Origin of the sequence: Providencia sp. PROV252, from assembly GCF_033676005.1 — a bacterium.
Classification (GTDB): Bacteria; Pseudomonadota; Gammaproteobacteria; order Enterobacterales; family Enterobacteriaceae; genus Providencia; species Providencia vermicola.
On record NZ_CP096294.1, the window covers coordinates 3,069,196 to 3,090,573 of the forward strand.

Genomic DNA, 21,378 nt, shown 5'->3' on the forward strand with positions numbered 1-21,378 from the left:
CTTTTTATTGTTGAGAAACAATAATTTTTTCTTGTGATGGCTCAACTTGAACCATCTGTAATTTATCAACGGACAAACGCTCAATACGGCTATGGCTCGCTAATGCGTTTTCCTCGAGGATCAGATTGCGCCATTCAATATCCAACGAATCTTTTTCTTCGTACAATTTGTCTTTAGCTGCAGTTAATAAGCGAGTTTCATGTGCCGTTGTAACCACAAACACGGCGCTAATAATAATCGCAGCCAATAAAATCAAAGGAACGATGCCGTAGCGAAATAAATCACGTCCAATTACGCGTGCTAGGCTGTGCCTTTCAGGAACCATTATTGCGTCGCCTTTTCTGCAAAACGCAGCACAGAGCTTCGTGCGCGTGGGTTTTCGTCAATTTCATTATCTGAAGGCTTCATTTTGCCTAAGTCACGTAACTGCGCGCTACCTAATGCTTTAATTTGCGTTTCTGTCAGTGGGATCCCAGCAGGCACACTTGGCCCTTTACTGTTTTTACGGATAAATTGTTTAACTAACCTGTCTTCCAAAGAGTGAAAACTGATCACTGATAAACGCCCTTCTGGTGCTAAAACCCTCATCGCACCGTTTAGTGCCTGCTCAATCTCTTCCAGTTCACTATTGATGTAGATACGAATAGCCTGAAAACTGCGAGTTGCAGGATGTTTATGTCGGTCTTTCATCGGGCTGACTTTTGAAATTAATTCAGCCAGATGGCGTGTCCGTGTTAATGGCTCTTCTTCGGGGTTATGATTGCGTTCCACAATCGCCCTAGCGATACGCTTCGAAAAACGTTCCTCGCCAAAGGTTTTCAGCACCCATGCAATGTCATCAGCCTCTGCGTTCATTAACCATTGCTGTGCCGATTGCCCTTTGGTTGGGTCCATGCGCATATCCAATGGTCCGTCTCGCATAAATGAAAACCCTCTTTCTGGGTCATCCAATTGCGGTGAAGACACGCCTAAATCCAATAAAACACCATCAATTTGCCCCGTTAACCCTTCTTCTTCCACATATTGTGCAATGTCAGAGAACGGGCCATGCTTAATCATAAAACGTGGATCATCAATGGCTTCGGCGGCTTTAATTGCCTCTGGGTCACGGTCAATGGCGATTAAACGCCCATGCTCACCCAATTGACTTAAAATTAAGCGAGAGTGCCCACCTCGACCAAAAGTGCCATCGATATAAATACCATTTGGCTTAATATTCAAGCCATTAACGGCTTCATCCAATAATACGGTTACGTGCTTAAATTGCTGTTGCGTCATTGTTATAGTGACAAATCCTGTAAGCGGGCTGAGAGTGGTTCAGTGGTGAGACGCTCCGCAGCGATATCATTTTCCACTTGTTTGTACCAAGTTTGCTCATCCCAAAGTTCAAATTTATTAATCTGGCCAACCAACATGACCTCTTTGGTTAGCCCTGCGTGTTGGCGCAATGTATTGGCTAACAAAAGACGTCCTGCATTATCCATCTGGCATTCGCTAGCATGACCCAGTAAAAGCCGTTGTACACGTCGTTCTGCTTCGTTCATGGTAGATAAACGAGACAGCTTTTCTTCAATGATTTCCCATTCAGGCAAGGTATAAAGCAGCAGGCACGGCTGGTGAAGGTCAATGGTACAGACCATTTGCCCTTTCGCTTCCTCGGTCAGCATTCCTCGATAACGAGTAGGCACGGTTAGCCGCCCTTTGCTGTCGAGATTAACCAGTGTTGCCCCACGAAACATACCCGATTAAACCCCTTTTATTTCCTAGCTACCCACTTTACCCCACAATTCTCCACATATAAAGTTTACGAATGGTATGAAAACCTTGTCAAGCCAGTCACACCTGGCTTTAGGTTTATTTACAGAACAATTCAGAAAATAGAAGGACGAGTAAAATCTTACTTGGAAAGAAAATAAGAAATAACAAATTGATATAATTAGCTTATTTTATAAATTTCGCACAAAATAGCAAAGTGGCTGTTTATTGTTGAAAAATCATACAAACGACGCTAAATCCAATCTCTATCTCATTTTTAATCAGTGTATTTCGTACCAATTCTTTACTTTTAATCTGTTCGTAAAACAGTGTTGATGCACTGTAAAGATAAAAACGCCTCTCCAGTAAAATAAAACCGTTATATTTCATTGAACTAAACAACTGTTTTAATAAACAGTATTAAAATTACAAAAGAAGTAACCAACCCAATGCAAACCTATGCAAAAACCTTTTTTATTTTTGTTTTTATCGCATTTAGCTTTTGTTACAAAATAAATAAATAATCGACTAGGATAATTCCTAAAGTTAAATATTTACTTATTTTTAGCCTATAAAAAAAGGGCGCCTACATTGTAGGGGCCCTTATATTACTCATAATCGTGATCAACATCACTCATTATTGAATGGCATTACACTGATCGCCTAAAGTTGCGGCTATTTTTTATTGCTTACGACCTAAACTTCCACGACGACATAAGTCACGACGAATTCGAGTGATACCTGCCTCGGGTTTTTGCTTTTCATCGAGGCTAGCTAATACTAGTTCTAAGATACGCTCTGCAATATCACGGTGGCGCTGAGCAAGTGATAGCACAGGGCAACCGAGGAAATCCAATAATTCGTTATCCCCAAAAGTCGCAATAACCATATGCTCAGGCAAACGGCCACTACGTTTAAGAGCCACATCCAGTACGCCTTGGAGTAAAGAAAAGGATGTTGTAAATAACGCATCTGGCATCTCATTACCGCTGTCGAGCCAATTCGCAAATACTTCTGCGGCAGCATCTCGCTCGTAGCTATTTGCATACAAATAGTCAACTTCACGTTCACGTGTATCGCCATTCCATGCTTTACGGAAACCTTGTTCACGTAAATAGCTGACAGACAGTTCAGGTAATGCCCCTAAGTACAATACCGATTCAGCTTTGAATTTACGCAATTCAGCTGAAATCATAAAAGCATCTTCTTGGTCATCCCCTACAACACTAATAAAGTGCTCTTTTTCAAGCGCCCTATCCAGTGCAATGATAGGAAGTGAACGGTTCGCCCAGCGCTGATAAAAAGGGTGCTCTGGTGGAAGTGCAGTCGACACAATAATAGCATCAACTTGGCGCTGCAAAAGGTGCTCAACACAACGGATTTCGTTGTCAGGTTGATCTTCAGAACACGCGATTAGCAGTTGGTAGCCACGTTGACGTGCCTGTCTTTCTAGATAATTTGCTATACGTGTATAGCTGGTATTTTCCAGATCAGGGATCACTAACCCAATGGAACGGGTGCGCCCTGCACGTAACCCCGCAGCAACTGCATTTGGATGGTAATTGTGCTCTCTGACAACTGCCATCACTTTTTCAACAGTTTTATCGCTGACTCGATACTGCTTGGCCTTGCCGTTGATCACATAACTAGCCGTTGTGCGGGAAACACCCGCTAGACGGGCTATCTCATCCAGTTTCACGTTAACCTCTTTTTAATTTCGGGAGCAGCCTCGAGTCATTCGAGGCCTTATATCCGAGTATTCTACCTTTGGAAGATAAATTTTTCACCGCATAATTTTGTCACCACGCGAAACACCGACAATACCCGAGCGTACAACTTCAACAATTTCAGCAACACCACGTACTGATTCGATGAAAGCATCCAGTTTATCGCTTGTTCCTGCGAGCTGAACGGTATAAAGCGTTGGTGTAACATCAACGATTTGCCCACGGAAAATATCTGCACAGCGTTTCACTTCATCACGCCCATAACCAGACGCTTGAAGCTTCACTAACATGATCTCACGTTCGATATGTGCTGAAGCCGTCAGCTCACTCACACGCAGAACATCCACCAGCTTGTGCAATTGTTTCTCAATTTGCTCAAGAACTTTCGCATCGCCTTTGGTTTGGATAGTCATTCGTGACAATGTTGGGTCATCAGTGGGTGCAACCGTCAAACTTTCAATATTATAACCACGTTGAGAAAACAGACCTATGACACGGGACAAAGCACCTGATTCATTTTCTAATAAAACGGATAAAATACGACGCATAATCAGGTCCTCTCTGTTTTACTCAACCACATTTCGTCCATTGCTCCACCACGGATCTGCATTGGATAAACGTGTTCGGTTTCATCAATATTGATATCAACAAATACTAAGCGTTGGTTTTCATTCACTTCCACAAGCGCTTGCTTGAGTTTTTCTTCCAGTTCATCAGGAGAAGCAATTGAAATTCCAACATGGCCATATGCCTGCGCTAATTTAATAAAATCAGGGAGCGATTGCATATAAGATTGTGAATGGCGGCCTTGATAAATCATATCCTGCCACTGTTTCACCATCCCTAAAAAGCCATTATTGAGGTTCAGAACTAACACAGGCAAGCCATATTGCAATGCCGTTGATAACTCTTGGATATTCATCTGGATGCTGCCATCACCCGTCACACAAACCACTGTTGAGTTTGGATGGGCTAACTTCACCCCTAATGCAGCAGGTAAGCCAAAGCCCATCGTGCCGAGACCACCTGAATTTATCCAATGTCTTGGTTTATCAAAAGGATAATACAATGCGGCAAACATTTGATGCTGACCAACATCAGATGTCACATATGCCTCACCATTTGTTAAACGGTAAATCATTTCAATGGCTTGCTGTGGTTTGACTTTTGTTTGATTGGTTTCATAACGTAGACACTGTTTTTTGCGCCACTCTTCAATGTCTTTCCACCAATCTTTTAATGCATTTTCATCTTGTTTTGCAACAGCTTGATCTAATTGCCCTAACATTTGTTTTAAGGTTGATTTCGCATCACCAACAATCGGAATATCTGCATTTACCGTTTTTGAAATTGAAGTTGGGTCAACGTCAATTTGGATCACAGTCGCATTCGGACAATATTTTTCTAAATTGTTCGTAGTGCGGTCATCAAACCGCACGCCAACAGCAAAAATGACATCTGAATTATGCATGACTTTATTTGCTTCATAAGTCCCATGCATACCTAACATCCCTACGGATTGCTTATGAGTTTCAGGAAATGCCCCTAAGCCCATCAACGTGGATACAACAGGCAATTTTAATGACTCTGCTAATTCAATGATTTCCGCTGAGCAATTGGCGTTAATCGCACCGCCACCAATATAGAAGACGGGTTTTTTCGCAGCGACTAATTTAGAAAGTGCTTTTTTGATCTGCCCTTTGTGCCCTTGCAGTGTAGGGTTATACGAGCGTAAAGAAACAGATTCAGGATAATGATAAGGAAACTTAAGTGCAGGGTTTACCGTATCTTTCGGGAAATCGATAACGACAGGTCCAGGGCGACCACTCGCCGCAATGTAGAAGGCTTTTTTAATCGTCTCAGGAATTTCTTCAGCACTTTTAATTAAGAAACTGTGTTTCACTATCGGGCGAGATATTCCTACCATGTCACATTCTTGGAATGCATCATTACCGATTAAAGAGCTAGCAACCTGCCCTGATAGCACCACCATCGGCACAGAGTCCATATAAGCAGTTGCTATGCCAGTAATCGCATTAGTTGCCCCGGGGCCTGAAGTGACGAGAACTACACCAACATCCCCTGTTGAGCGAGCATAGCCATCGGCCATATGCACTGCGGCTTGTTCATGACGCACCAGAATATGTTCCACACCACCAACGGTATGAAGCGCATCATAAATATCTAATACTGCACCGCCTGGATATCCAAACACGTGCTTTACTCCTTGGTCAATCAATGATTTGACGACCATTTCAGCTCCCGACAACTTCTCCATGAGTTTGCCCCCAGACATTATTTGCAAGTTAAGAGGTATTAATTACCCCTTTATTTTTATCGTTTAAACAGGTTAATGCGTGCTATTAACATATCTCTCTGGCTGAAACGAAGCAAACATCATTTCAGCACAAAAATAGCGAGTATTTCACATCATCTTAAACATTTATCGTTCACAGAGGGAATAACTGCATATGGAAAAAATGGAAGAAATATTGACTATTTTCCAACCAACTAACGACGTGAAATATTTTGTACTGCAGGCAGTAATGAATAAGAAAAAAGAACATGGATGAAATGAATATATAGAAATCAGGCTCACCTACCGAAATAGAAATAAGCCTGATAATAAAACGCTTAATTACTCTTGATACATAGATTCAATTTCTAATTGATAGCGTTCAGAAATAATCTTACGGCGCAATTTCAACGTTGGCGTTAATTCACCTTTTTCCATTGAAAACGTAGTGGGCAACAAGGTAAAACGCTTAACCTGATGAAAATTCTCTATATTTTTTTGCAGATCTTTTAAACGAGCTTCAAAAAGTGCCACAATATTAGAATCTTTCAGCAACTCAAGGCGATCACGATATTTTAAGTTAATCGAATGCGCGTACTCTTCTAGGCTGTCATAACAAGGAACTATCAATGCAGAAACAAACTTACGTGCATCGGCAATGACGGCAATATGCTCAATAAATTTGTCTTGGCCTAATACCCCTTCAATCATTTGAGGTGCAATATACTTGCCGTTAGACGTTTTCATTAAGTCTTTGAGCCTATCCGTAATATATAAATTACCTTGCTCGTCAATTTTCCCTGCATCACCTGTTTTTAACCAACCGTCGGAGGTAAACGTGTCTAAGGTTTCATTCGGGCGATTGTAGTAACCTTTCATCACGACAGGGCCCTTGACTTGGATCTCATCATCTTTACCGATACGCACTTCAACCGAAGATAATGGTGTACCAATCGAACCTAGTGGATATTTACCCTCTTCCCAACATGAAACCGTCGCGCATGTTTCTGACATACCATAGCCGTATTTAATATCCACGCCTGCGGATAAGAAAAAGGCAATAACATCGTCATCTAAACGCGCTCCTGCGGCGGGCATAAAACGAATGCGCCCCCCTAACCCCTCGCGTATTTTACTTAAAACCAATTTATCCGCTAATGGAAAGATAGCCTGATTGATTAATGATGGTGTGCCGCCTTTTGACAGCGCTTTAATGCGACGTTTACCAAGGGAAATTGCCATCTTAAATAGCATTCTACGTGCCCACGACGCTTTCGATACCTTACTTTGCACCGCACTGTAAACTTTTTCATAGAAACGCGGCACTGCACACATCACCGTTGGTTTGACATCAGCTAGCGCTTCTCGCACTAAATTGGTGTCCGTTAAATAGACGTTAAGTGCCCCCACGTGTATGACATAGAAACTCCAAGCGCGCTCAAACACATGAGATAACGGTAAAAAGCTTAACGAAATATCATCGGCGGTGAGTTGTAATCGTTCATCGTGCAGATACAGTTGGGCAGCCATATTGTAATAATCCAACATAACGCCTTTTGGCTCGCCTGTAGTGCCTGATGTATAGATAATCGTAAATAAATCACTGAGGTTATGGGCTGAAATTCGGGCATCCAGCTCCATTTGGTATTCAGGTTGTGCTTGTGCCATAAAAGTCGACAAGTGTAAGGTTGCCACTGAGTTATCAATCAACTCAACACTCTCGTCCATGACGACAATCATTTTTAATTGCGGGCAAAGCGCAGGCAATTGGCACGCAATGTCATATTGCATTTGTTCACCGACAAACAACACTTTAATGTTGGCATCGTTGATAATATAAGCGGCTTGTTCAACACTGCTGGTCGCATAAAGCGGAACCGTCACGGCTCTAATCTGAAGTGACGCTAAGTCAATCAGTGACCAATTCATGCTGTTATGGGCAAATAACCCAATATTTTCCTGTGTTGAAACTTCTAAGGCCAAGAGGTGGCGAGAAATCGCAGAGATGCGCTCCCCCACTTCATTCCATGTTAATGAGCTTTGTTGCCCATTATTCCATTGACTGAAAGCTATCCGGCTCGCTGATTCGTGTGCGTTAATTCTGCTACGTAAGCGATTGACTAAATGGTATGGATATAGATTTTCAGTAATCAAAGTTAATTCCCTATCGGTCATTATTGATATAAGTCACTCGGTATCTTCACAAGAACTTAACCGTTTCATTATTTCAGCTTACAAGTGTTAGCTGAATATCGGCAGTGTATCGACTAATAACGTAGGAGGAAAGTTTTTGTATGTAAATTTTCTGCAAATGTTATGTTTGCCGCAAAACTCATCATAGTATTCTCTAGAATGAGTGAATTAACTTGTCTTGGAGCCAAGAATCCTATAGTTCAAGGCTCCATTCAGAGTATTTACCTTAAGCCGCGACAGCTTGGTCCAAGAGTTCCGCAATCATTTGGCTGAATTGCGATTTCATCCATTGGTGGCCTTTATCCCTTGCAGTTGATTCATGCCATGTCAGATAACAAGGACGAGACTGACTTTCTAAAAGCAATGGTAAAGTACGTAATTTCAGTTGCCCTGTATAATGTTCAACTAACCATTTAGGCGCAATTGCAACTAAATCGGTTTGTGCAACGATATTTAATACACTACTGAGGTCAGTGCCTTGATAACTAATAGTATGGGACAATTCAGTATTGTAATAATAAGGTTTGCTGAATGAACCAATATTGTCCATTGACATGATTGCGTGTCGTTCATTCATTAAATCATACTCTTTAATAGAATTAACAATTCGTGGATGGTTATTCGCTGTAACTAATACCAGTTCATCATTAAATAAAACCTGATGTTGATATTCGGGTTTTTCGAATTGGTTATATCCAATAAAGAAATCTATTTCTTGATATTTTAACTGATGTGCAATGTTATTATCCAAAAATGAATGAATAAACACATTAATATTAGGTGAGGCCATTTTAAATTTTGCAACAATCATAGCAGCCAAGCGAATATCTAAAGGTGAACAAATCGATAAATTAAATATACGGTCGCTATCTTGTGGGTCAAAACCTGCGCCAGGTAATTCATTATGCACTAATTGCAACGCTTGTCTTACAGGCCCAAAAAGCTGTTTTGCCCGCGATGTAGGCTGGATACCACGGCCATAACGAACAAATAGTTCATCGTTAAACATTGACTTTAAACGTGAAACCGCATTACTCACCGCGGGTTGAGACATCCCCAAAACTTGTGCTGCTTTCGTGACATTTTGCATCTGCATAACGACATCAAAAACGGTTAATAAATTTAAATCAACATTACGTAGGTGAATATCGCTGCTTTCTTTTTTACCTGTTGAAATCGTATCAAAATCAGTCATTTTTTACTCCACTAAATATATTTATCATTTTTCATTAACGAAAAGACAAATTCACCTTAAAAATACCGACGAATATATAAACTCGTTAAATATTATTTCTGAAACAACTTATAGATAGTAAGCTATTTCGCTTTCCCTGCATTTATTAAAACGACGTTTCTATTACTTTACTCATTAATTATAATTCACAGAATAGATATCATTATAAAACGCAAACATTCACCAAGGTAATGAGTGATATTTTTGTATTAGAATCACGATTACTCTCAGTAAAAATAATAAAACAATTTCCCGAAGAAATCATAATAAATCGCATTTGGATTCTGTAATTATTCTTATTATCAGATTAATTTTTACTTATTCATTTATTAGACAACTAAGTTAATCAATAGCTATTGATTTTAGTAATTAATTTTATGTGTTTTATCTTTTTTACAAATCATTAAACCCAAAAAAAGCCAACAATAATTTAAAAAACAATAAGTTATATGAATCAAAGACACCAATAAAATTCATTGAAAGAATTTTACCCTAAGTTTAGACTCAAAAAATAGGCAAAAACATCATAGAAATTAGTGAAAATAGTCACATACCCTAACTCAAGGGCTTAATTCACAATTGGTAAAAAACAGTCAGAAATCCATGATTGACATTAACTTTAAGATCACGTATCAATAAATACAGTTTAATTTAGATATTGATGAGAGACAGTTTAAAATGACATTTTCTATTCGCCTACTAAGCCTACTACTACTCGCATTAAATTTGCGCGGTATGCTTATGGACGGAAAATAGAAAGGCACTGTCCACAAACATTAAGAACCCGCGCAACCCGCGGGTTTTTTTATGCCTGCGGCTTTGGAAGAACATAAAACTCAATTTATTAAAACAAAATTCGATATGAGGAACACAATATGAGCAACCAAGTCATTATTTTCGATACCACATTACGTGATGGTGAGCAGGCGTTACAAGCAAGTTTGTCCGTAAAAGAGAAATTACAAATCGCATTCGCATTAGAACGCTTAGGCGTTGATATTATTGAAGCTGGTTTCCCTGTGTCATCACCAGGCGATTTCGAATCAGTTCAAACTATTGCTCGTGAAATTAAAAATAGCCGTATCTGCGCATTGGCTCGTTGTGTTGAAAATGATATCGATGTTGCGGCAGAATCCTTAAAAGTGGCTGAAGCCTTCCGTATCCATATCTTCTTAGCCACCTCCAATTTACATATGGAGAAAAAATTAAATAAGTCGTTTGATGGTGTGATGGATATGGCAATCAACTCTATCAAACGTGCAAGACGCTACACGGATGATGTTGAATTTTCTTGTGAAGATGCAGGACGTACAGACCCTGACAATTTGTGCCGTATTGTTGAAACGGCTATTAATGCAGGTGCAACCACCATTAACATTCCTGATACCGTAGGCTATACAACACCTTATCAATTTGGCGGTATCATTACCGATTTGTATAACCGTGTTCCAAATATTGATAAAGCCATTATTTCAGTTCACTGCCACGATGACTTAGGCATGTCCGTCGCAAACTCTATTAGCGCCGTTCAAGCGGGAGCTCGTCAAGTAGAAGGGACTATTAATGGATTAGGCGAACGCGCTGGAAATACAGCATTAGAAGAAGTCATTATGGCCATTAAATTGCGCGAGCAAATGTTAAATGTCCACACCAATATTAATCACAAAGAAATTTATCGCACTAGCCAATTAGTTAGCCAATTATGCAACACCCCAATCCCAGCCAATAAAGCAGTAGTTGGTAGCAATGCGTTTTCCCACTCCTCAGGTATTCACCAAGATGGCGTATTAAAAAACCGCGAAACTTACGAAATCATGACGCCTGAGTCAATTGGTTTAAAAGCAGAGAAATTAAATTTAACCTCTCGTTCTGGCCGTGCTGCCGTGAAACACCGTATGGAAGAAATGGGCTATCACGAAGGCAAAGACTTCAAATTGGATGAGTTGTACACCGCGTTTTTGAACTTAGCCGATAAAAAAGGTCAAGTGTTTGATTATGACTTAGAAGCCTTGGCTTTCTTTACTAAGCAACAAGATGAAACCGACCACTTTGTGATGGATTATTTCAGTACACAGTCTGGTTCAAGCATTGTGGCAACCGCAACTGTCAAAATGCAGTGTGGCGATGAAGTGAAATCTGAAGCTGCAACAGGCAATGGTCCTGTAGATGCTATCTACCAAGCCTTTAGCAACATCACCAATTACCCAATGAAATTAGTTTCTTATCAGTTATCTGCAAAAGGTCATGGTGAAAACGCATTAGGCCAAGTGGATATCGTGGTGGAATGCCATAACCGTAAGTTCCACGGCATGGGATTAGCGACAGATATCGTTGAATCCTCAGCAAAAGCGATGGTTCACGTCTTAAACAGCATTTGGCGTTCTGAACAAGTCGAAATCGAAAAACAAAAAATAAACCAAGAATTACAATCAAACACAAAGGAAGCAGTGTAACCATGTCTAGTTATCAAATTGCCGTATTACCGGGAGATGGTATCGGTCCAGAAGTAATGGCACAAGCGCATAAAGTCTTGGATGCAGTGAGCAAACGCTTTGCTATTACGATTAACACTAAAGAATATGATGTCGGTGGTGCGGCCATCGATAATCATGGCGAGCCACTGCCACAAGCGACGGTAAAAGGTTGTGAAGAAGCTGATGCGGTGTTGTTTGGCTCAGTTGGCGGCCCAAAATGGGAACATTTGCCACCCGATAGCCAACCAGAACGAGGGGCATTATTACCATTACGTAAGCATTTCAAATTATTCAGCAACCTGCGTCCAGCGCGCTTATACCAGGCCTTAGAGGCATTTTGCCCGTTACGTGCAGATATCGCTGCACAAGGCTTTGATATTCTGTGTGTTCGTGAATTAACAGGCGGTATTTACTTTGGCCAGCCGAAAGGCCGCAAAGGCGAAGGTAGTGAAGAATATGCGTTTGATACCGAAGTGTATCATCGTTACGAAATCGAGCGTATTGCACGTATCGCGTTTGAATCTGCGCGTAAACGTACACATAAAGTGACGTCAATCGATAAAGCAAACGTCTTGCAAAGCTCTGTATTATGGCGTGAGGTTGTCAACCAAATCGCCAAAGAATACCCAGATGTAGAAGTTAATCATATGTATATCGATAACGCCGCGATGCAAATGATTAAAGCACCATCGCAGTTTGATGTAGTTTTATGTTCTAACTTATTTGGCGACATTATCTCTGATGAGTGTGCAATGATCACAGGCTCAATGGGCATGTTGCCATCGGCGAGCTTAAATGCAGACGGTTTTGGTTTATATGAACCTGCAGGCGGTTCAGCACCTGATATCGCGGGTAAAAACATTGCAAACCCAATTGCCCAAATTTTATCTGCCTCAATGTTATTACGCTTTAGCTTAAACCAAGCCGATGCTGCTGATGCAATAGAGCGCGCAGTTAACAAAGCATTAGAAGATGGCCACAGAACATCCGATTTAGCGGGTGCGGGCAAATCAATCAGTACCAGTGAAATGGGCGATGTTATTGCTCGTTATATTGCACAAGGGGTTTAATCATGGCCAAAACTTTATATCAAAAATTATATGATGCTCACGTGGTACGTGAAGTCGAAGACGAAATCCCTTTGATTTATATCGACCGTCATTTGGTACACGAAGTCACTTCTCCACAAGCATTTGATGGGTTAAGAACCAAAAACCGTCCATTGCATCAACCAAGTAAAACGTTTGCTACGATGGATCATAACGTATCCACCCAAACCAAAGACATCAATGCTTGCGGTGATATGGCGCGTATTCAAATGCAAGAACTGATGAAAAACTGCAAAGAGTTTGGTGTCACCCTGTATGATTTGAACCACCCATACCAAGGGATAGTTCATGTAATGGGGCCAGAACAAGGGATCACCTTACCAGGTATGACGATTGTGTGTGGGGACTCACATACCGCAACCCATGGCGCTTTCGGTGCATTAGCGTTTGGTATCGGTACGTCAGAAGTTGAGCATGTTATGGCGACCCAGACACTGAAACAAGCTCGTGCAAAAACCATGAAAATTGAAGTGGTCGGCAAGGCGCCTGCAGGCATTACAGCAAAAGATATCGTTTTGGCGATCATTGGTACAACAGGCAGCGCAGGTGGTACAGGCTATATTGTTGAATTTTGTGGTGAAGCCATTGAAAACCTGAGTATGGAAGGTCGCATGACGGTTTGTAATATGGCCATCGAATTGGGTGCAAAAGCAGGTATTATCGCACCAGATGCGACAACATTTGATTACATGAAAGGCCGTCAGTTTGCACCAAAAGGCCAGCAATGGGATGACGCCGTTGCTTATTGGAAGACCTTAAAAACGGATGATGATGCTAAATTTGATAAAGTCATCACCATTCAAGCTAGCAGTATTGCACCACAAGTGACTTGGGGAACCAATCCAGGACAAGTGATTGCAATCAACCAACCGATCCCTGCACCAGAGTCTTTTGCGGATCCTGTTGAGCGCGCATCTGCTGAAAAAGCGTTAGCTTATATGGGGTTACAATCAGGTATTAAGTTATCTGATGTCAAGATCGATAAAGTGTTTATCGGTTCATGTACTAACTCACGTATTGAAGATTTACGTGCAGCCGCAGCAATTGCTAAAGGCAAAAAAGTGGCTGATGGCGTACAAGCTATTGTGGTTCCAGGATCGGGGCCTGTAAAAGTCCAAGCAGAACAAGAAGGTTTGGATAAAATTTTTATTGATGCAGGCTTTGAATGGCGGTTACCTGGCTGCTCCATGTGCTTAGCCATGAACAATGACCGCTTAAACCCAGGTGAACGTTGCGCGTCCACCAGTAACCGTAACTTTGAAGGTCGCCAAGGCCGAGCAGGTCGCACCCATTTAGTCAGCCCTGCAATGGCAGCTGCGGCGGCGATTAATGGTCATTTCGCTGATGTTCGCGATATTCAGATTTAAAGGAGAGAAAAATGGACAAGTTAATCACCCATGTGGGCATTGTTGCTCCTTTAGACGCCGCGAATGTGGACACTGACGCGATTATTCCAAAGCAATTTTTACAAAAAGTCACCCGCACAGGTTTTGGTCAACATTTATTTAATGACTGGCGTTTTTTAGATGAGAATGGTCAGCAGCCTAACCCTGATTTTGTACTGAATAAACCTGTTTTCAAAGGGGCGAGTATTTTGTTAGCCCGCGAAAACTTTGGCTGCGGATCGTCTCGTGAACACGCCCCATGGGCACTGACGGATTTTGGTATCCAAGTGGTTATTGCACCAAGCTTTGCAGATATTTTTTACGGCAACTCATTCAATAACCAACTGTTGCCAATCAAATTAAGCGAGCAAGAAGTGGATGAGATGTTTAACTACGTCAACAGCCACGAAGGTTGCCAGTTTACCGTTGATTTAGAAGCACAAACGGTCACTGCAGGGGATAAAACCTATCATTTTGATATTGATAGTTTCCGCCGTCATTGCATGATGAATGGGTTAGATAGCATTGGTTTGACATTGCAACATGTCGACCAAATAAAGAATTATGAGCAACAAATCCCAACCTTTATGAACTAAGATACTCGTCATATTTCACATGGCGTGGGTGTTAGCATCGCTCGGCTACTCGGGTCACATACATATGTATGCTCCCCGAGGTATCCTTGCTTGCTGCCTACACGCCATATGAGCTATCTAGAGTATCCCCATTTTCAAACTTTCACGCACTCAAATGCGGAACTCTTTGTTCTTTACACTTCTCCCCCTCAAAGATCACTTCCCCATTAGTTTCTTCCTGTATAATTATTTAAACGAAATGCCATGATTAACGATTTTTTCTAAATAGTTCACGTTATGGCAAGGCGGCAAGAGAGGATATCCCTAGGAGCATACACTAGTATGTGACTAGGGTGTCCGAACGAAGCCAACACAGCCATAACGTGAAATATGACGAAAAAATAAAAAAAAGCCGGTAAAAACCGGCTTGGTGACAGACACCATTACTCTAAATGGGGGAGTCGGCTTGCAATTGCACGCCAAACGAGCTACTTACTGCCACCTATTATCCGCAGATATTAGGAAATTAAAATTGATGCAATTTTTGCCGGAGTTCCTCTTTTATGTCTAATACACGCTTACAAACACAATTCGTTCGCCTCTGGCAACATTTTCAAGGGCACGATAGTGAAACCACGTTGCAGGATATTGCTGATATCTTGTTCTGTTCGCGCCGTCATGTACGAACGTTATTAAATAACATGCAAGGCCATGGTTGGTTAAGTTGGCAAGCGGAATCTGGTCGAGGCAAGCGTTCTACACTTATTTTCCATGTGAATGGGTTAGAACTCCAGCAAGCCCAAGCAGAACAACTGCTTAAAGAGGAAAGCATTGAAAAACTCGTGGCGTTAGTGGGTGATAAAGAAACTATCCGACAAATGGTGCTTTCCGAATTAGAGCGTAGCTATCGGCAAGGAAAAAATCTCTTACGCATTATTTATTACCGTGATTTCCCCAATTTATTGCCGGGAGCCCCCATGCGCCGCTCCGAAATTCATTTAATGAGCCAAATTTTTAATGGGTTAACCCATATAAATGAGGAAAAAGGGGAAGTAGAAGACGGGCTAGCCCACCACTGGCAGGACATCAGTGACACCCATTGGCGTTTCTATTTACGCCCTGCTATCTATTTCCATCATGGGCGGGAAATGCTTGCGGAAGATATTATTCACTCATTATTACGTTTAAAACAGTGCTGGCCGCTATTTTCCCATATTCAATCTGTGAGTTCACCACTGCCTTATGTCATTGATATTCAGTTAAATCAGCCTGATAAACAACTGCCTTGGTTGTTAGGTAGTCACCATGCGGCTATTTTACCTAAAGAATGGGAAAGCCTAGAAAACTTTAACCGCTACCCTATTGGCACTGGCCCCTACCAAGTTGATAAAAACCTGCCTCAAAAGCTGACCATTACCGCCTTTGACCGCTACTTTGGTTATCGCGCGCTCTTGGATGAGGTCACCATTTGGGTTGTACCTGAACTTTCAGAACAAATGGTGTGTACCACTCTAAAAATGGATGGTGATAAACACCATAATGATTCCTTAGAAAGCCGTATGGAAGAAGGTTGTTATTTTTTATTGATGGATCAACGCTCTGAGTTATCACAGCGGGAAGACGTTCGCAAATGGCTATGCAGCTTTCTCACGCCTGTCAACCTACTTGCTCATTGTGAACCTTTTTACCAGCGCCATTGGGCACCTGCTTATGGTTTATTGCTGCACTGGCATCACAGCAAAATGCTAACGTTATTTCCCAAACCTGACGACCTCACAGAGCTAACGGTCACATTTTACCATCACCACCACGAGTTCTATGCAATCAGCCAAATTATGAAGCGAGTGTTGCATGAACAAGGAGTCGAGTTAAAAATCAACATTGTTGACTATGATGACTGGTTTAACGGCAATTCCCAAAGTGATATTTGGCTAGCCACCGCCAATTTCTTTAAACCCCTTGAGTTTTCTATCTTTGCCACCTTGTATGAAATGCCACTATTACGTCAGTGCCTTGGTGATAGCCTCGATACGCAATTAAATCAATGGCGAAATAATACTTTTGATGTCGAAGCGTGGTGTGAGAGCTTAATTGACTCACAAATCTTTCATCCTATATTTCACCACTGGCTTGAGTTGCAAGGTCAACGCACTATGCGCGGCGTTAGGATGAATACCTTTGGTTGGTTTGATTTTAAATCCGCATGGTTTAAGCCTTCTGAGGATAACCTGTCTAATTTATGATAGTTATAAACAGCCAAAGTGAATAATAAGGATGTTATTCACTTTTTCTGTGGATATCCATGTGAACAACCCTATAGCAATCAGGGTATATCCCCAAATCAGGTTTTTATCAAAAATAATTAAAATCTAATAAACTTTGATAAATCAACGGAATAAAGCCCCAAAAAACACGTTATCCACTGGTTAATTTTTTCACTAAAAAGCTTAGGACTTTAACTGAGCAAATATCAAACAACGCCGTATTTATCCACAACTAATGTGTTTAACTTACTCTATTTTTGTGATGAACGTCATAAAACCCCATTCGTCAAGGCTGTAAATACACACAGTAATCACTGTTTTACACAGTTATCCAGAAAACCTGTGGATAACCTAGTGTATGATCCTGTGATTATCTTGGGATGAACATGAATAACCCGATAAACAAAATTTAATACCGTTGGATAAAAAGCATTAACTACATATATATCATGCAGTTAAAAATAGTCATGAAAAAGTGTTATACTCTCTTAGTTATTTGAATTATTTCTGACTGTTTTTTATACATTTAATTTTTAGAGCACTATGTCATTTACGCCACCACAACCACCAGATAACGAAGCTACCTTAATGAGTCGGGCTCAAGCGCTTGCCGGCTATACTTTAGGTGAACTCGCCCAAATTGCCAGTGTCCCTATCCCCCCCGATCTAAAACGTGATAAAGGCTGGGTAGGCATGCTACTTGAATATTATTTAGGGGCGAGTGCAGGTAGTAAGGCGGAGCAAGATTTTGCCCACATTGGCGTTGAGCTCAAAACTATCCCTATCGACCGCCATGGTGTTCCTCTCGAAACGACCTTTGTCTCCGTTGCCCCTTTAACAGGGAACAGCGGTTTAACATGGGAAAATAGCCATGTACGGCGTAAACTATCGCGTATACTGTGGTTTCCTATTGAAGGTGAACGCCAAATTCCCTTAGCGGAACGTCGGGTCGCTAACCCAGTAATTTGGAGCCCATCCCCGCTTGAGGAACAGTTACTACGGCAAGATTGGGAAGAATTAATGGATTTGATTGTGTTGGGAAAAGTCGAAACAATTACGGCACGCCATGGGCAAGTTCTACAAATCCGCCCAAAAGCGGCAAACAATAAGGCTCTGACAGAAGCCATTGGCGAGTTTGGCCAACCCATTATGACGCTTCCTCGCGGTTTCTACCTTAAAAAAGATTTTACCGCCCCACTGTTAGCTCGGCATTTTAATCTCACTTAATCAACAAGGTGTCGCCTGTACCAAAGCAGACGATAAACATTTATCCCTGTTTCATAATAAAAGGTACACAGATGTTTGAATGGATACTCGACCCCAATGCTTGGATGGCACTTGCCACTCTAACCATTTTGGAAATAGTTTTAGGTATCGATAATATTATTTTTTTGAGTATCGTAGTGAGTAAGCTCCCCGCTCACCAACAAAATAGTGCCCGGCGTACAGGGCTAATTGCAGCGATGGTCATGCGCCTTGCCTTATTAGCCTCAATTGCCTGGTTATCACGCCTCACAACCCCGTTATTCACCATTGCAGACCATGTCGTTTCCGCTCGAGATATCATTTTATGTGCAGGGGGAATTTTCCTGATATGGAAAGCCAGCCAAGAAATTTTTGAAACTATTGAAGGAGAGGATGAAAACAATCTTGCGCAGCGGCAAGTGCATTCATTTTGGGGCGCTATTGTACAAATTGCCCTGTTAGATATTATTTTTAGCCTCGATTCCGTTATCACCGCCGTTGGGCTTTCTGATCACCTGTTTATTATGATGGCCGCAGTGATTATTGCAGTGCTTATCATGATGTTAGCCGCAAAAAGTATTGGTGACTTTGTCGAACGCTACCCATCCGTTAAAATTCTCGCGCTATCTTTTTTAATTTTAGTCGGCTTTACACTGATACTCGAAAGCGTACAAGTTCATGTTGCTAAAGGGTATATCTATTTTGCAATGTTCTTTTCCATGACCGTTCAAATGCTCAATATCCTGCGCAGCAAAAAATGGAAAATGAAACACAAAGTAAATTAACGCCCTAATTCAAGCGCTTGCTTTGCAGCTAAGATAGCCCCTTCAACTGCTTTCTTAGCTTGTGGGCTATTTTTCCAGCAACTTGAACCTGTAAGTGCAGCACCAGCAATTAAAATTTCATCATAAGATGCTTCACTAAGCTGAGCCAATGATGAAAACCCCATCTGTTCCAAACGGCTGATCACCATCGGGCCAACCCCTTTCACTGCCAATAAAACCTGCTTTTCTGACGCCGAAAATGCCATGAACACCTCTTTTCGTTAATTATTCAGCTAATATTTTGCAATTTACCTCTTTAATACTTTAAAATTGCAACCATAACAATGCCAGTTTGAATAATTATTAACTGAACTATCTTATCACCCAATCTTTCTTTGCCTGTTTTAGGAATTTACCATGTACAATGTGCCGTTGATTAACCCACGCCAACACTTCATGACGCTCTCTGATGGCCGTCAACTTTGCTGGTTTGAATCAGGGCCCAAAACAGGTTTTCCTGTGATTTTTTGTACTGGTGCAGGAATGAGTGGCAACCTTGGCTTTGGCTTAGATTTGCTGGAAAAATACAACATTCGCTTAATTGTGCCAGAACGTGCTGGCCTCGGTGATTCCACTTTTCACGCCAAAAAATCATTAAAAAGCTTTGCATTCGATATTCAAGCACTACTTGATAACCTAGCAATTAACCAATTTTCGGTACTGGGTTTTTCCCAAGGTGGTGTTTTCGCGATGGCGGTTGCCCATTATTGCCAGCCTGTTTCCCTTTCGATTGTGTCTGGGCAAGACCAATTCGAATACCCTGCGACTCGCGCTAAATTAACCGCTGACGTAGTGAATATGCAGGAACAAGCACTGAATACACCTGAGAACTTATCCGACTGGTTACAGAAAAATGTCACTGGCGAATGGTTACTAGCATTTATCCTCAATTGCAGTGCAGAAATCGACCAACAGTTATACAATGAAGCACATTTTTTAGAGGCCTATACCGATTGTATACGCCGTGCTTTTTCTCAAGGCAATCAAGGCTATGTGCAGGATTTATTGCTTTCCCTGCAGAACTGGGAGTTCACCCCTGAAGACATCACCTGCCCAACCTCATTATGGTATGGTGAATTGGATATGAGCACCGTGCATTCCCCTGATTTTGGCGATGTTTTGGCCGACCGTTTTTTCAACTGTAGCCATCATTTATACACACAAGAAGGCGGTTCCTTGCTTTGGACACAAGCCGACGCTATTTTAACTGACCTGCAAAACCACGCCGCATAACATAAAAAGCCGCGGTGAATAATTCACAGCGGCTATCATTGCCATCCTAATATTACTACCTTCTATTAACGGTAAACGATCCCGCCATCCGTCAGGATAGATTGTCCTGTAATATAGTCAGAGTCATCGCTTGCTAAGAACGCCACTAAGCCCGCGACATCATCAGGAGTTTGAGCACGGCCTAATGCGATACCTTCAACATATTTTTTGTAAGTCTCACCTTTTGGCGCGCCTGTAATTTCAGCAAAGCGCTCATCGATTTCCACCCACATGTCTGTCCCAACAATACCTGGGCAATATGCATTTACAGTAATACCTGAACTTGCGTACTCTTTCGCCGCCGCTTGTGTTAAAGCACGCACCGCAAATTTGGTTGCTGAATATACACCTAACATAGCGAAACCGTCATGGCCAGCAATAGAAGAGGCATTAATGATTTTCCCTTTGTGCTTACGCTCTTGGAATTTCTCACTGGCAGCTTGAATACCCCACATAGTGCCATCTACGTTGATTTTGAAGATTAAATCCATATCTTCTTGGCGAACATCAGCGATTGGCTTAACTTGCGCAATCCCTGCGTTGTTGATCATCACATCAAAACCACCTAACTCAGCTTCTGCATGAGCAACCGCTGCAAACACTTGGTCACGCTGGCTAATATCCGCAGCAAACGTCGTGACTTTACGACCTAATGCTTCAATTTCTTTAGCCACATCTTGCAGTTTGTCTTTTTTCAAATCAACCAGTGCAATGTCCGCACCTTCTTTTGCTAAACGCAGTGCAATACCACGACCAATTCCCTGTGCCGCTCCGGTCACTAAAATAACTTTGTTATTTAAAGCCATACTGTTCTCCTACTTATTCATAGCCAAAATGACTAGTCCACCATGACTTATAAGTTAACAATAATAACAATAAGTTACAAAGAAATGATTTTAATCTACCATTTGGAACTTATAAAAAACATTTCACTATCTGATAGCGCTATTTATTTTACTCACCAACGAAAAGTACACAAATTCGTAAATTAGCAGGTATTCGTTAATAAAAATCATTCTCAAACA

General features: G+C 41.5%; 18 protein-coding genes. 8 read left to right on the forward strand and 10 right to left on the reverse strand.

The window, feature by feature from the left end; translation table 11 throughout:
* Positions 1-4: 4 nt before the first annotated feature.
* The 8 genes from ftsL to leuO form a co-directional block, all read right to left on the reverse strand.
* A complete protein-coding gene (gene ftsL / locus M1F05_RS14155) occupies positions 5-325 on the reverse strand; it encodes a cell division protein FtsL (RefSeq protein WP_206082706.1) in 321 nt (106 codons plus the stop codon).
* Positions 325-1,278: a 16S rRNA (cytosine(1402)-N(4))-methyltransferase RsmH gene (gene rsmH / locus M1F05_RS14160; protein ID WP_206082707.1), complete on the reverse strand. Its 954-nt coding sequence runs from the start codon at positions 1,276-1,278 to the stop codon at positions 325-327. Before rsmH ends, ftsL begins: the two co-directional genes overlap by 1 nt.
* A 2-nt stretch (positions 1,279-1,280) precedes the next feature.
* Positions 1,281-1,739 (reverse strand): division/cell wall cluster transcriptional repressor MraZ, encoded by a 459-nt coding sequence (mraZ, locus tag M1F05_RS14165; protein ID WP_206082708.1) that lies wholly within the window; start codon positions 1,737-1,739, stop codon positions 1,281-1,283.
* A 698-nt stretch (positions 1,740-2,437) separates the two neighbouring features.
* Entirely contained in the window at positions 2,438-3,454 is a 1,017-nt protein-coding gene (gene cra, locus M1F05_RS14170) for a catabolite repressor/activator (protein ID WP_206082709.1), read from the reverse strand.
* Positions 3,455-3,538: 84 nt separating this feature from the next.
* On the reverse strand, positions 3,539-4,030 hold the full coding sequence (ilvN, locus tag M1F05_RS14175) for an acetolactate synthase small subunit (RefSeq protein WP_206082710.1): 492 nt from the start codon (positions 4,028-4,030) through the stop codon (positions 3,539-3,541).
* Between the two features lie 2 nt (positions 4,031-4,032).
* Positions 4,033-5,760: an acetolactate synthase 3 large subunit gene (gene ilvI / locus M1F05_RS14180; protein ID WP_206082711.1), complete on the reverse strand. Its 1,728-nt coding sequence runs from the start codon at positions 5,758-5,760 to the stop codon at positions 4,033-4,035.
* Between the two features lie 360 nt (positions 5,761-6,120).
* Positions 6,121-7,953 (reverse strand): AMP-dependent synthetase/ligase, encoded by a 1,833-nt coding sequence (locus M1F05_RS14185; protein ID WP_206082712.1) that lies wholly within the window; start codon positions 7,951-7,953, stop codon positions 6,121-6,123.
* A gap of 244 nt (positions 7,954-8,197) precedes the next feature.
* Entirely contained in the window at positions 8,198-9,166 is a 969-nt protein-coding gene (leuO, locus tag M1F05_RS14190) for a transcriptional regulator LeuO (RefSeq protein ID WP_206082713.1), read from the reverse strand.
* Positions 9,167-10,080: 914 nt separating this feature from the next.
* Between leuO and leuA the strand changes: the two genes are divergently transcribed.
* The 7 genes from leuA to M1F05_RS14225 all read left to right on the forward strand — a co-directional run bounded on the left by leuA (position 10,081) and on the right by M1F05_RS14225 (position 19,042).
* Positions 10,081-11,658: a 2-isopropylmalate synthase gene (gene leuA / locus M1F05_RS14195; protein WP_206082714.1), complete on the forward strand. Its 1,578-nt coding sequence runs from the start codon at positions 10,081-10,083 to the stop codon at positions 11,656-11,658.
* 2 nt (positions 11,659-11,660) lie between these two features.
* Positions 11,661-12,749: a 3-isopropylmalate dehydrogenase gene (gene leuB, locus M1F05_RS14200; RefSeq protein WP_206082715.1), complete on the forward strand. Its 1,089-nt coding sequence runs from the start codon at positions 11,661-11,663 to the stop codon at positions 12,747-12,749.
* 2 nt (positions 12,750-12,751) lie between these two features.
* Positions 12,752-14,155, forward strand: coding sequence for a 3-isopropylmalate dehydratase large subunit (leuC, locus tag M1F05_RS14205; protein WP_206082716.1), 1,404 nt, complete (start codon positions 12,752-12,754; stop codon positions 14,153-14,155).
* 11 nt (positions 14,156-14,166) lie between these two features.
* Positions 14,167-14,769, forward strand: coding sequence for a 3-isopropylmalate dehydratase small subunit (leuD, locus tag M1F05_RS14210; protein WP_206082717.1), 603 nt, complete (start codon positions 14,167-14,169; stop codon positions 14,767-14,769).
* A gap of 542 nt (positions 14,770-15,311) precedes the next feature.
* Complete coding sequence (sgrR, locus tag M1F05_RS14215; protein ID WP_206082718.1) at positions 15,312-16,991, forward strand: HTH-type transcriptional regulator SgrR; 1,680 nt, start codon at positions 15,312-15,314, stop codon at positions 16,989-16,991.
* A gap of 564 nt (positions 16,992-17,555) precedes the next feature.
* A complete protein-coding gene (gene mutH, locus M1F05_RS14220; protein WP_206082719.1) occupies positions 17,556-18,239 on the forward strand; it encodes a DNA mismatch repair endonuclease MutH in 684 nt (227 codons plus the stop codon).
* A 71-nt stretch (positions 18,240-18,310) separates the two neighbouring features.
* A complete protein-coding gene (locus M1F05_RS14225) occupies positions 18,311-19,042 on the forward strand; it encodes a TerC family protein (protein WP_206082720.1) in 732 nt (243 codons plus the stop codon).
* On the opposite strand, the gene M1F05_RS14230 is transcribed toward M1F05_RS14225, so the two are convergent.
* A complete protein-coding gene (locus tag M1F05_RS14230) occupies positions 19,039-19,287 on the reverse strand; it encodes a helix-hairpin-helix domain-containing protein (protein WP_206082721.1) in 249 nt (82 codons plus the stop codon). The genes M1F05_RS14225 and M1F05_RS14230 overlap by 4 nt on opposite strands.
* Positions 19,288-19,438: 151 nt before the next feature.
* On the opposite strand from M1F05_RS14230, the gene M1F05_RS14235 reads away from it, so the two are divergent.
* Complete coding sequence (locus M1F05_RS14235; protein WP_206082722.1) at positions 19,439-20,314, forward strand: alpha/beta fold hydrolase; 876 nt, start codon at positions 19,439-19,441, stop codon at positions 20,312-20,314.
* A gap of 65 nt (positions 20,315-20,379) precedes the next feature.
* Here the strand turns inward: M1F05_RS14235 and M1F05_RS14240 are convergent, their stop codons facing one another.
* Entirely contained in the window at positions 20,380-21,159 is a 780-nt protein-coding gene (locus M1F05_RS14240) for an acetoin reductase (protein ID WP_102137372.1), read from the reverse strand.
* Between the last annotated feature and the right edge of the window lie 219 nt (positions 21,160-21,378).